Source organism: Pontimicrobium sp. IMCC45349 (genome assembly GCF_047219225.1).
Taxonomy (GTDB): Bacteria; Bacteroidota; Bacteroidia; order Flavobacteriales; family Flavobacteriaceae; genus IMCC45349.
The window spans coordinates 3,161,147-3,174,290 of record NZ_CP178208.1 but is presented as its reverse complement, the minus strand read 5'-3'; the positions used below and the strand labels follow the sequence as shown (position 1 = coordinate 3,174,290).

Sequence of the window (13,144 nt, the reverse complement as noted above, 5' to 3'; positions counted from 1 at the left end):
TGTTACGGAATCTAATAGTAGATTCCTGCCTTCGCAGGAATGACAATAATAAAATAATATGAAAATAAACTATAATTCAGAAGGTCTAGTTGCTGCCATCATTCAAGATGTAGATACTAAAACGGTATTGATGTTAGGCTATATGAATGCAGAAGCGCTAGTCTGTACATTAGAAACTAAAAAGGTAACTTTTTACAGTAGAAGTAAACAACGATTATGGACAAAAGGAGAAACGAGTGGTCATACGCTTAATTTGGTTTCAATAGATAATGATTGCGATAATGATGCCTTGTTAGTTAAAGTAAAACCTCAAGGACCAACGTGTCATAAAGGTACAGATACCTGTTGGGAAGAATCTAATAAACAGAACTTTGGTTTTCTTTCAGACTTAGAAACGATTATTACACAACGTCGTGAAAATGTTTCTGATGAGAAAAGTTATGTTGCTTCATTATTTAGTAAAGGGATTAATAAAATAGCACAAAAAGTAGGAGAGGAAGCTGTAGAGGTTGTCATTGAAGCCAAGGATACTAATGATGAGTTGTTTCTTAACGAAAGTGCAGATCTATTATTTCATTATTTAATTCTGCTTCAAGCTAAAGGATTTAGACTTAATGATATAGTAGATGTATTGAAATCACGTCATTAATTATTTGTTCTACATTTAAAAAATAGCGTTCTTGTCACTATGTTTAGAAAGCGTTTTTACTATTTAATAAAGATTCAATATTTAGGCTATCGTTTTCATGGTTGGCAAAAGCAACCTAAAGTGAAAACCTTGCAATTAATGATTGAGCGTACGCTTAATTATATTCTAGAAAAACAAGCTTTTAAGATTTTAGCTGCTGGTCGTACAGATGCTATGGTTTCTGCTAATGAAGCCGCTTTTGAATTGTTTTTAGAAGAGAAGCCACTAGAAAATTTAGAGGCGTTTTTAGAGCTTTTTAATCATAATTTACCACAAGATATTCGCGCTTTAGACATCCAGGTTGTGGATGAGAAATTCAATATTATTAACCATTCTAAGACTAAAGAATATATCTATTTGTTCACAGAAGGACAGAAGAATCATCCGTTTTGTGCACATATGATCTCTACTATATTAGATCCTTTAGATATTGAACTGATGAAACAAGGCGCAACATTATTTCAAGGGTTACATAATTTTAAAACGTATTGTTACAAACCATCTCAAAATGGTGTGTTTGAGCGTGAAATTGAATTATGTGAATTAGTAGAAAACGATTTATTTACGGCGAATTTTTTTCCTGAAACCTCATATATGTTAAAAGTAAGAGGTAAGGGGTTTGGAAGAAATCAAATTCGTTTAATGATGGGCGCTTTAATAAAACTTGGCCGTGGAGAAATCTCTTTAGAATATATACGACAAAGCTTACTATCAGAAAGTACTGAAGTAATGGATTATATAGCTCCAGCTTCAGGATTAATATTAAATAAGGTAGAATTTGATTAACGTTACCTTTTTTGTAATTTGAACCTTTAAATAAACACTATTTATTATGAGTATTGCTGTACCAAAAAGCGCTTTAGACTTTTTTAAGAAACTTCAAAAGAATAACAATAGAGAATGGTTTACTGAGCATAAACCAGAGTTTAAAGCTATTGAAGCTGAAGTAAAAACTGTTTATAATGAGCTTTACAATCGTTTAAATGCTCATGATGAAGTAGATAAGTTGAAAATCTTTAGAATTTATCGTGATGTGCGTTTTTCAAAAGATAAAACACCTTTTAAAACTCATTATGGAGGAAGTTTTCATCGTAAAAAACCTGAGCTAAGAGGAGGTTACTATTTACATATTCAGCCTAATAACGAAAGTTTTATCGCTACTGGATTTTGGCAACCAAATAAAGATGATTTATTCCGAATCAGAAAAGAATTTGAAATGGATGCTTCTGAGATGCGAGATATTATGAGTGATGCTAATTTCAAAGCGACTTGGGGAGCATTGGAAGGTGAAGAAGTAAAAACGGCTCCTAAAGGTTTTAGTAAAGAACATGAGAACATAGACCTTATTAAAAAGAAGATGTACATCTTTACTAGAAAATTTAGTGATAAGGAAGTTTTAGCTCCAGACTTTGTTGATACAGTAGAGGAGTCGTTTAAGGCTATTCGTCCATTTTTTGATTATATGAGCGATGTGCTTACTACAAACCTGAATGGCGAGTCTATGCTTTAAACAGCAGCTAAAGTTGTAGCTTCAGAAATTACTTGAACATTATCAATCAAGCGTTCTTTTACTATGTTCATCATACGTTTATTCAATGCTGATGAGTTTTGAATATACAAGCTATATTCTTCAACTGTAAATAAACCTATAACCATTCCTTTTAGGCTATTTCTAAACTTCATGTCTTTATGAATAGCATTACTTATATAGTCAATGCGTTTATCTAAGGATAAATCGTAAAATACATTTTTGTGTTTATTTACATAGTTTTTAAAAACAGCAATAAATAAATCATTCTGTAATTTAATAATTGGTCTTAGTACCAAATTTTGAAAACGTTCTTCGGTACTCATCTCATTATTTATGGTAGTAGTCATAAAATCTGGACGAATACGCTTAAGGTCAAGGTCTCGAGTGTTCATGATGGCAAAGATTTTTATTAAAAATATAGAATCTTTAAAATGCTATTAAAACTCTTAATTATTATTGTTAACCTACTTATTAACAAATGAATTATATTTATAAAAAAATGAATTATGAAATTTGGAAGTGTTACTAATCCTGAAATTATTGATTTTACATTACCTAATGACCATCTAGATACCAAGCGTGTATTAAATAAATATAAGGATGATAATGTTCCAGAATTATATGTAGGTTGTGCAAAATGGAATAGAGCAGATTTAAAAGGGTTTTACCCAAGAGGCACAAAGGACGAACTAGAATATTACTCTAAACAGTTTAATTCTATAGAATTAAATGCAACATTTTATAGAGTATTTCCTCCAGAACAATTTGCTAAGTGGTATGATAAAACTCCCGACGGTTTTAAGTTTTTTCCAAAACTAAATCAAGAAATTAGCCATTGGAAGCGTTTAAATGAAGTTAAAGAAAGTGTAGAGCATTATTTATATAGTGCTATTAATTTAAAAGAAAAACTTGGGACTTTATTTTTACAAATGCATAATAACTTTGCTCCAAAAGATTTTAATCGCGTTATAAATTTTATAGAATCATGGCCTAAAGAAATACCTTTAGCTATTGAGTTTAGACATACAAATTGGTATAATGATGAAAGTGTAGCCAACGAGTTGTATGATTTATTAGAGCTAAACAATATCTCTAATGTTATTGTCGATACAGCTGGTAGAAGAGATTTAATGCATATGCGTCTTACCAATGCTACAGCTTTTGTGCGATATGTTGGTGCTAACCATTCAAGCGATTATAATCGGTTAAATGATTGGATTGAACGTATTAAAATTTGGACTGACCAAGGTATAAAAGAAATAGACTTCTTTGTTCATCAAAATATCGAAAAAGAATCACCATTATTATCGGCCCATTTTATTAAAATGGCTAATAAGGAATTGGGTTATAATCTTAAAATACCTAATGGTAACGACACCAATGATCAACTTAGTTTAATTTAAAGTACCCTTCTTGAAGTTCGAATTATTTGGCAATTCAAATATTTCTAAATCAAAATAAGGAACAGCAGCAATAACATGATCAAAAATATCAGAAATGATATATTCATAATTTTGCCAGCGTTTATCACTGCTAAATGCATAAATTTCTAAAGGAATACCTTGTGTTGTTGGCTCTAATTGACGTGCCATAATCATCATGTCTTTGTTTATTGCAGAATGATTTTCAACATAGGTTTCAATATACTTTCTAAACACACCAAGGTTTGTCAAATTTCTTCCATTTAATGCAATAGCTTTATTAATGTTATTAGTAGCATTGTAGTCTTCAATATCCTTTTGTCTTTGCTCCAAATATGAATTGATGATATGAATTTCTTTTAGTTTATTAACTTCATTTAAAGAAAGATACTTAACGCTATCTAACTTAATGTTTAAAGCACGTTTTATACGTCTTCCTCCAGAATTTGTCATTCCTCTCCAGTTTTTAAACGAATCAGAAATTAATGCGTAGGTTGGAATAGTAGTAATAGTTTTATCCCAATTTTGAACCTTTACTGTTGCTAAGTTTATCTCGATAACATCTCCATCAGCACCATATTTTTCAAACGATATCCAGTCACCAATACGTACCATATCATTAATAGATACTTGTATACTTGCTACAAAACCGAGAATGGTATCTTTAAAAACCAATAATATAATTGCTGCAAAAGCACCTAATCCTGTAGCAAATTCCCAAAAGGTAACTCCAGTTAGTATTGCAAATGCACCAAACAAACCAATAACCCAAGCAAAAATCATGAATACTTGTATATAGCTATCTACAGGTTTGTCTTTAAAGTTAGGTAAGGTTTTAAAATAGTCTTTAAAGGTGTTTAATAAACTTCTAACTACCCAAAGTGTTAAAACAATTCCAAAAACCATCAAAGCTTTTTCTATAATATTTTCCCAATACGGAAAATCGGTAAATACCATTGGAACAAATTCCACAGCTATAATTAGAGGAATTATATGAGCGATGTTTCGTGGTACTTTGTTTTTTACCATGATATCGTCAAAGTTTGATTTTGAGCGTTTTGCTAACTGAGAAAAAGCGCCTAAAATCAATCGTCTAATTACAAAGTCTATGATGAATATTATAACAAGCAGAAATAGTAATAACACTAGCATATTAATATATACTGCTAGTTTTTCAGACAAGCCTAATGAGGTTAAATAGTCATATATAAAATGAGAAATACTTTCCATATGGTTTATATTATTTTACAAAAGTACTACGTAAAATGTAAACCATTGTTATAGATAAGCTAAATTAGTATGTCTGTATCTTGCAATTCAATTACAGCACCACTTTGCATACTATCTAAACAAATATTACCAATTCGTACTCTTACTAACCGTAAAGTAGGAAAACCAACCGCAGATGTCATCTTACGAACTTGTCTAAACTTTCCTTCTTTAAGTGTTATAGAAATCCAAGATGTAGGACCATGTCGAGCATCTCTTATTTTTTTTGAACGTTCAGGAAGCTCAGGAGTATATTCTAATTTAGAAACTTTTGAAGGTTTTGTTGTGTATTTCTTACCATTAAAACCAATTGACACACCTTCTCTCATTTTAGTAATAGCTTCATCATCAATAGCACCATCAACCAAAGCATAGTATTCTTTCTCTACAGAATTACTTGTAATTTGTGCGCTTAACTTACCATTGGTAGTTAAAAGTAATAATCCTTCCGATTTTTCATCAAGTCTACCAATAGCCATAGTACCTTGAGGAAAAGGGTAGAGGCTACCTAAAAAGTTTTTCTTTTGTTCAAATGTGGAGTTAGATTTAAACTGACTTAAAAAACCATAAGGCTTAAATATTTTAAAGTGTTTATGCGTTTCCATTAATGATATTATAAACCAATTGTTTTGTAAGTGTTTGTCCATTGGCTTTAGATTTGATATCGCTAAATGTGACTTTAAAATCGCAGCCTTCTTTAAAAGCATTACAACCATATGCTGTAGATCCTTTTAAAATAGTACCTTTATTACATTTTGGACAAGTAATTACATCTGGAATGGGCTTAACTTTTGGCTCTAAAACTAAATTGAAATTATCATCAAAACGAAGTAAACCTTCAATTTTACCAGTATCTGTTTTAAATCCTTTTAAGTTAACTGTGCTGCCTTTTTGAAGTAGTCGTGTAAATTGATTTTCTGATATCTTTTTACCAGAAAACTCAAATGGTAATCTTAAATCACAACCATTTTTAAATGTACTACAACCGTAAGCAGTACTACCTTTAATAATAGTACCTTGCGTACATTTTGGACAAGGTAAACTTGTGATTTTTGATGCCTTAGTTTTTGTTGTCTTCTTTTTAGAAGGCTTAGTTTCATTAGTAGAAGCAGATATATTAGCTCTTATTTTTTCACTACGGACTTCATATACCAACTGGTCAACCATACGTTTCATATTTTTTATAAACGTACCAGCATTATAAGTTCCCTTTTCAATTTCCTTAAGTTGCTTTTCCCAGCGACCAGTCAATTCAGCCGATTTAAGTAGTTTATTTTGAATAGTATCAATAAGCTGAATCCCTGTAGTGGTAGGAAGTAATTGCTTTTTTTTGCGTTCAATATATTTGCGCTTAAATAAAGTTTCAATAATATTGGCTCTTGTTGAAGGTCTTCCAATACCATTTTCTTTCATTAATTCGCGCATTTCATCATCATCAACCTGTTTTCCAGCAGTTTCCATAGCTCTTAATAGTGTTGCCTCTGTAAATTGCTTTGGAGGTTTGGTTTCTTTTTCTAAAAATGAAGGTGTGTGTATGCCAGATTCCCCTTCATGAAACGTTGGTAAAATACCAGATTCTTTTTTTTCTTTTGCATCTGGATCTTCAAAAACTACACGCCAACCTTTTGATAAAATTTCTTTTCCTGTGGTTTTAAAAGTTACATCTTCTGCTTTACCAATAACATTGGTGTTAGCTACTTTACAGTCGTCATAAAATGAGGCAATAAAACGTTTTACAATGATGTCATAAACCAATTTCTGATTGTATTGTAAATTGATTTGTATTCCAGTAGGAATAATGGCATGATGATCTGTAACCTTTTTGTCATTAAAAACCTTTGATGACTTCTTAATTGGTTTACCTAATAAAGGATTAATAAGTGTACTATACTCAGTTAAGTTTTTAAGTATAGAAGGCACTTTTGGATAGATATCATTTGGCAAAAATGTAGTGTCAACTCTTGGATACGTAATGACCTTTTGCTCATACAATTTTTGAGCAATTTTTAAAGTTTCGTCTGCCGATAAACCAAATTTAGTATTACAATATACTTGTAATCCTGTTAGGTCAAATAGCTTTGGAGCGTATTCTTTCCCATCTTTTTTCGTAACCGAAACAATTTCAAAATCTGCGTCTTTTACCTTGTTTGCAAAAGCTTCACCTTCTTCCTTCTTTAAAAAGCGACCTTCTTCACAATTAAAGCTTGTATCTCTATATAACGTTTGTAATTCCCAGTAGGGTTGTGATTTGAAGTTTTCAATAGACTTATAGCGTTCAACTAACATTGCTAGTGTAGGTGTTTGTACACGACCTACAGATAGAACTTGTTTATAACCACCATGTTTTACTGTATATAGCCTTGTAGCATTGATGCCTAATAACCAATCGCCAATGGCTCTTGAAAAACCTGCATAATATAAATTATCGTAATCAGTTGAAGGTTTTAAATTACTAAAGCCTTCCTTGATTGCTTCGGCAGTTAATGACGAAATCCATAAGCGTTTAACTTCACCTGTATAGTTAGCTTGGTTTATAACCCAACGTTGTATAAGTTCTCCTTCTTGTCCAGCATCACCACAGTTTATAATAACATCAGCTTTTTCAAATAAACCTTTTACAATATTGAATTGTTTTTGAATACCAGAATCGTTAGAAACTTTAGTTTGAAACTTGTCTGGAAGCATTGGTAAATTATTTAAATCCCAACTTTTCCAGTATGATTTGTAGTCAATAGGTTCAAATAAGGTACATAAATGCCCAAAGGTGTAAGTAACCGCATAGCCATTGCCTTCAAAATAGCCATCATGTCTCGTATTTGCACCTAAAATAGATGCAATCTCACGAGCAACACTTGGTTTTTCGGCAATGCAAACTTTCACAATACTTAAGCTTTAGTTTCTTTTTTTAATCGCCAATCAAGATAAAAAGTTCCAAATGGTAGAATAGACATTAGCAAAGCAAACTTGTAATTTGATTTAAACCAATCGTTTTCCATCTTAAGCATAAATACCAATATGATGTAAAGTACAAATAGTAAACCATGTGGCATACCTAGCATTTTTACATATTGAGGATCATCTCCAAAATATTTAATTGGTGTGGCAATAAAAAGTAATAATATATAAGAGAGGCCTTCTAAGAAAGCTACAACTCTAAAAATGTTTAAAAATGATAGCATAAGCGCAAATATAAGTTGCGCAAAAATAATTTAAACAATTATTACAATTAGTTTTTAAGTACTTTTTTAACAGCTAAAGTTGAATTATTTTCATCTAATATTTTTACAAAATACAATCCAGATGTTAATTTGTTAGTTTTTAGTGTAATAGTGTTGCTATCAGTATTGTTTTTTTGTTCTAAAACTAACTTCCCATCAATGCTATACATATTAATATTTGTAGCACCTAAATAATCAACTTTAATACTTAAATTATCTTTAAACGGATTAGGATACGCAAGCGTAGTACTTTCAATTGTTGGTGTGTCATCGCTTAATGTACCATCAAAATATGCTACAGAAAGATTAAATGCATCTATACCAATTTTTTCTCCTATAATTCTACCGCGAATATCATCAATAGGAGGGTGAATACCACCCCAAATTCTAGATAAACTTGTTTGGTCAGATGCATCTCTATAAGTAGCCCATTGTAATGTCATAGCTTGCGATGGACCTTGTTCGAATACTAAAAAGTCATTTTGTGCCATATCAAAAGTTCCCATTCCTCCAGGAAAAAAAGCATCTCCAGTAAGCATAGTCAATACTTCTGAAGCTGCTCTAGAGAATGTAGAATGCCCAGAAACATAACCAGCAAAAGGAGGCGTAACAAATGAAGCGCGTTGGTATGGCCACCAATGTTCTCCTAATATCCAATCAACACCTGCAACATCTGTATTAGGATCGTTGATAAAGTCTGGACCTTTCCATGCATAAATTTTTATTCTACCAACATTTTCATCGGCATCACCAGCAAGAGGATCACCAGTTTCAATTAATTCAATTAAACCATTAATTAATGGTAATCCATGTGGATCGTAACTAGGTAATGAAGCATTAGTACTTTGTCCTTTTCCTGCCATATAACGAATTGCAGAAATTGGTCTTACATAATCATAATAACCTTTAACTCCCCAAGTATTAACAGCTGAATCATGCATAGCGCCACCTAAAGCTAAGTAACATTTAACATCCCATTCTAAATCACCTAAAACAGCTCCTTGACCACCAAGCTTTTTTACTGCCAATGGATGGTCACTTACATAATTCATAATTGTAAACCAGTGTCCAGGAGGCGTTTCTGAGTCAGGGCCATCTGCCCAAAATTCTGCTAAAACTCTTGCATAATCAGCTCTTTTAACCATTTGTGGTGCATATGGTGCATTCGTATGAGGGTTTAATGCATGACCAGTTCCTGCATCACCACCATTAGTGAAATCGTAAAAGGCTTGGTATTCAGCGAAACTTTCAGGGTAATTATCGATGTCATAATTTCCTAAAGCACCAGGAGAAATGTCTATCATAGTTGGATCAGCAGGATCTAAATGAGCTGACCAAGCTGCTACTAGAGCAAAATGCCACTTATATGGATCGTCTATACCATCTTCATTTGAGTTTTGAATATATACAGGAGGTCCTGGATCATTGTATACATAACAATCAAAACCATTATTAAAAATGTCTAAGTCTTCAGGTTTTAAACAATATGGCGTTACTTCTCCCCATTCAGGACTTAAAAAATCTGGTGTACTAATAGGATATACATTTCCACTTTGATCAATAAAATGAGCAAAAGCTAAAGGTTGCCATCTATTAGGATCATTTAAATCATTTTCTTGATATAACTCTAAAACTAATGGGCTATTAACTGGTAAATAATGTTCATTATCATAACCAGTTTGCTCATTTGAACCATCTTGATTTCCAAAAGCAATCATTTGTTCTGCTAAATAATTTCCAAGTGCAGCATATGAACCAGAACTATAATCGGTAGATGTAAAGGAGTCGTCATAACCATATCCATTAAATAATGTTGTAAAACTATCTAATGTTGGTTGTCCTCCAGGAGAACTTGCAAACCTGTGAGAAAGTAAGCGTAGCATAGCATAGCTAATTATTTCATGGCGTGCTGCATCAGCATCTGCAGGATTAGAAATACCATTAAAAGCACAATTATAACCTCCAAAGGTTTTTCCTAAAAATACAGTGCTTGCTTGACTATCAAAAAGTGCCCAAGCATCGTACATAAGTACAGAACTATGGAATAAGTTTCTAGCATGTACTGTAGGTCTTGCAAAATCATTTCTAATGGCGTCTAATAAAACGTCGTTCCATTCACGAGCAACAGAGTGTTGTGCTGTTACTGAAGTAGTTAAAAGAGTGAATAGAAAAATAAGAGATAGAGTAATTTTTTTCATAGTGGTCAGCTATTTAATTTGAGTTTCTACCAAATTTAAAAAACTTAACTAATTAACATATATAAAAGAGTTAAAAGTGTATTTTTTTACGATTAAGGCCAAAAACAATACCTAAAGCTAACAAATATCATTTTTTTCGAGCTATATACTAAGTAATTTTAAGCTATGATTTTAAATGATTTATTATGAAAATATATGACGATAAGCACATTAAAAATGTAGTGTTTGTAGGAGCCCATAATAGTGGTAAGACCACTTTAGCAGAAACAATGCTCTATGAGGCTGAGTTAATTAAGCGTAGAGGAACTATAGAAGCAAAAAATACTGTTTCGGATTACCACGACATCGAACATGAAAGACAAGCCTCCGTTTTTGCCACACCACTTCACACTGAATGGCGAAACTATAAAATTAATATTATTGATACTCCTGGATTAGACGACTTTATTGGTGAAATTATTTCCTCAATAAGAGTTGCCGATACTATTGCTACAGTTATTAACGCTAAACATGGCGTTGAAATAGGTACTGAAATTATATGGAATTATATAGATAAGTATCACAAGCCAACTTTATTTGTTGTGAATCAAATTGATCATGAGAATGCAGATTTTGAAGATAGCTTTTCTAGTATTAAACAATTAGTAGGTAATAATGCTGTGAAAATTCAATATCCAATAGTTGTTGACGGTAGCCAATGTATTATTGATGTATTGAAGATGAAGATGTATAAGTTTGGTCCAGAAGGAGGGAAGCCTGAAAAATTAGAAATACCTGAAGATCAAAAGGCATTAGCTGATGCACTTCATAATGAATTGGTGGAAAAAGCTGCAGAGAATGATGAAGAGTTAATGGAGCTATTCTTTGATAAAGGAACACTTAATGAAAATGAAATGCTCCAAGGAATTAAAGCTGGTATGTTAAACCATGATTTATTTCCTGTGTTTTGTGTGTCTGCATTAAATGATATGGGTTCAGGTCGTTTAATGGGATTCATTGATAATGTAGCACCAGCTGCTTCCGATTTAAAATCGGAGCAAAGTATGGAAGGCAATGAAATTAAGCCTGATAAAGATGCAGAAACAACATTATTTGTTTTTAAAACGATTTATCAGCCAAACTTAGGGCAAATCACTTTCTTTAAAGTAAAATCTGGTGAAGTAAATACTAACGATAAACTTTACAATTCTAGAACAGGTGAAATTGAAACCATCAATCAATTATACATTATGGATGGTAAAAATAAGGAAGCTGTATCTAAATTAACTGTTGGTGATATTGGAGCCACTTCAAAATTAAAGTTTACTGAGACTAACGATACTTTATCAAGTAGAGAAGAGGGTTACACTATAAAACCTATACAATATCCAGATTCAAGAATTACAAAAGCTGTAAATGCAGTTGATAAAAATGATGAAGAAAAGCTTAGTGATGCATTAAGGCGTATGCACACTCAAGATCCTACTGTAGTAGTATCATTTTCAAACGAAACAAAAGAAACGCTCTTAGGGTGTCAAGGTGAATTACACTTATCTACTATTAAATGGACATTAGAGCATATATATGGAGTATTAGCAGAATTTAAGCGTCCAAAAATCCAGTATAGAGAAACAATTCAACGTTCTTCTACAGCAAATTACAGACATAAAAAACAATCTGGTGGTTCAGGACAATTTGCGCAAGTGCATATGAAAATTGAACCTTGGTATGAAGGTATGCCAGAACCTGAAGGTTTTAATATTAGAGGTAAAGAAGAGATGGACTTACCTTGGGGTGGAAAGTTAGTGTTTTATAACTGTATTGTTGGAGGTGTTATTGATACACGCTATTTACCATCGGTAATGAAAGGTATTGTAGAAGTAATGGAATCTGGCCCATTAACAAAATCGTTTGTAAGAGATGTACGTGTCATGGTTTATGATGGTAAGATGCACTCGGTAGATTCTAACGATATTTCGTTTAAAATTGCTGGAGCACACGCTTTTAAAGAAGCTTTTCTTAATGCAAATCCAAAGTTATTAGAACCAACACAAGAATTAACCATTAGAGTACCAGAGCAAATGGTTGGTAATGTAATGACCGATTTACAATCAAGACGTTCGGTAATTCAAGGTATTGATACGCAAGATCATTATCAAGTTTTAAAATGTGTAACACCAGCATCTGAGTTATTTGGGTTTTCTACAGATTTAAGGTCTATAACACAAGGTAGAGCAACCTTTAGTTCACGATTTAAATCTTATCAAGCTGTTCCAACAAATGTTCAAAAACAATTAGTAAAAGAAGAAGTAAATTAATAATAAACATTAAAACAATAGAAATTATGCAAACTAAAGTATCATATTTAAGCGACTTAAAATTTAACTTAGACACTTGGAAAAGGGAATTACGTTTCCATTTTAACGAAATGGACACTTTTGAAGAAAAACTTGAAGAAATAGCTTCTAGAGAGTTTAGTAACAATGCTTTAATTCCTTTAGAGCATTTTCAAAATAAGATAATGATTGAAAAAGATGCCATTTCAAAATTAATGCATAGATGTAGAAATAAAATGGCTAATATTAATAAGGCTGATTTAAGTGAACAAATTGATGGTCGTTTACATAATGAACAACATACTCTTAAAGATGATATGCGTACTTATATTAAAATGCATTATGATCTTAAAGAAGAGATGATGGATTATTTCTTAAAATGGCTATAATTAACCAATCCTAACCTAAACTTAAAAGGTCAAATTTATTACAGATTTGACCTTTTTTATAAGTTTTTGACACTAATTATTGCTTATATTGGATAAATTAGACTTATAACGTCTA

At 31.9% G+C, this 13,144-nt stretch carries 12 protein-coding genes; 6 read left to right on the top strand and 6 right to left on the bottom strand.

The window, feature by feature from the left end:
- Nucleotides 1-58: 58 nt before the first annotated feature.
- From hisIE to ACLII3_RS14615, 3 genes are read left to right on the top strand one after another with little or no spacing between them, the layout of a single operon-like run.
- On the top strand, nucleotides 59-649 hold the full coding sequence (gene hisIE / locus ACLII3_RS14625) for a bifunctional phosphoribosyl-AMP cyclohydrolase/phosphoribosyl-ATP diphosphatase HisIE (RefSeq protein ID WP_412985089.1): 591 nt from the start codon (nucleotides 59-61) through the stop codon (nucleotides 647-649).
- 39 nt (nucleotides 650-688) lie between these two features.
- The gene (locus ACLII3_RS14620; RefSeq protein ID WP_412985087.1) at nucleotides 689-1,474 is read left to right on the top strand and encodes a tRNA pseudouridine synthase A; all 786 of its coding nucleotides are present in this window, start codon (nucleotides 689-691) and stop codon (nucleotides 1,472-1,474) included.
- 46 nt (nucleotides 1,475-1,520) lie between these two features.
- The gene (locus ACLII3_RS14615; RefSeq protein ID WP_412985085.1) at nucleotides 1,521-2,198 is read left to right on the top strand and encodes a DUF2461 domain-containing protein; all 678 of its coding nucleotides are present in this window, start codon (nucleotides 1,521-1,523) and stop codon (nucleotides 2,196-2,198) included.
- Here ACLII3_RS14615 and ACLII3_RS14610 read toward each other — a convergent pair.
- Complete coding sequence (locus tag ACLII3_RS14610; protein ID WP_412985083.1) at nucleotides 2,195-2,611, bottom strand: glyoxalase; 417 nt, start codon at nucleotides 2,609-2,611, stop codon at nucleotides 2,195-2,197. The genes ACLII3_RS14615 and ACLII3_RS14610 overlap by 4 nt on opposite strands.
- Nucleotides 2,612-2,725: 114 nt before the next feature.
- Here ACLII3_RS14610 and ACLII3_RS14605 point away from each other — a divergent pair, with 114 nt between their 5' ends.
- Nucleotides 2,726-3,622 carry a DUF72 domain-containing protein gene (locus ACLII3_RS14605; RefSeq protein WP_412985081.1) on the top strand — a complete coding sequence of 299 codons (897 nt, stop codon included), beginning with the start codon at nucleotides 2,726-2,728 and terminating at the stop codon, nucleotides 3,620-3,622.
- On the opposite strand, the gene ACLII3_RS14600 is transcribed toward ACLII3_RS14605, so the two are convergent.
- The 5 genes from ACLII3_RS14600 to ACLII3_RS14580 are packed head-to-tail and all read right to left on the bottom strand — an operon-like array spanning nucleotide 3,614 to nucleotide 10,325.
- Nucleotides 3,614-4,870 (bottom strand): mechanosensitive ion channel family protein, encoded by a 1,257-nt coding sequence (locus tag ACLII3_RS14600; protein WP_412985078.1) that lies wholly within the window; start codon nucleotides 4,868-4,870, stop codon nucleotides 3,614-3,616. The genes ACLII3_RS14605 and ACLII3_RS14600 overlap by 9 nt on opposite strands.
- Before the next feature lie 59 nt (nucleotides 4,871-4,929).
- Nucleotides 4,930-5,514: a pseudouridine synthase gene (locus ACLII3_RS14595; RefSeq protein ID WP_412985076.1), complete on the bottom strand. Its 585-nt coding sequence runs from the start codon at nucleotides 5,512-5,514 to the stop codon at nucleotides 4,930-4,932.
- Nucleotides 5,501-7,789 carry a DNA topoisomerase 3 gene (locus ACLII3_RS14590; RefSeq protein ID WP_412985074.1) on the bottom strand — a complete coding sequence of 763 codons (2,289 nt, stop codon included), beginning with the start codon at nucleotides 7,787-7,789 and terminating at the stop codon, nucleotides 5,501-5,503. The genes ACLII3_RS14595 and ACLII3_RS14590 overlap by 14 nt, the downstream gene beginning before the upstream one ends.
- Nucleotides 7,790-7,794: 5 nt before the next feature.
- On the bottom strand, nucleotides 7,795-8,088 hold the full coding sequence (locus ACLII3_RS14585) for a DUF3817 domain-containing protein (RefSeq protein WP_412985072.1): 294 nt from the start codon (nucleotides 8,086-8,088) through the stop codon (nucleotides 7,795-7,797).
- A gap of 47 nt (nucleotides 8,089-8,135) precedes the next feature.
- Nucleotides 8,136-10,325 (bottom strand): T9SS type A sorting domain-containing protein, encoded by a 2,190-nt coding sequence (locus ACLII3_RS14580; protein ID WP_412985070.1) that lies wholly within the window; start codon nucleotides 10,323-10,325, stop codon nucleotides 8,136-8,138.
- Between the two features lie 185 nt (nucleotides 10,326-10,510).
- On the opposite strand from ACLII3_RS14580, the gene ACLII3_RS14575 reads away from it, so the two are divergent.
- Nucleotides 10,511-12,622 (top strand): elongation factor G, encoded by a 2,112-nt coding sequence (locus ACLII3_RS14575; protein WP_412985068.1) that lies wholly within the window; start codon nucleotides 10,511-10,513, stop codon nucleotides 12,620-12,622.
- A 26-nt stretch (nucleotides 12,623-12,648) separates the two neighbouring features.
- On the top strand, nucleotides 12,649-13,029 hold the full coding sequence (locus ACLII3_RS14570) for a hypothetical protein (RefSeq protein WP_412985066.1): 381 nt from the start codon (nucleotides 12,649-12,651) through the stop codon (nucleotides 13,027-13,029).
- Nucleotides 13,030-13,144 lie beyond the last annotated feature (115 nt).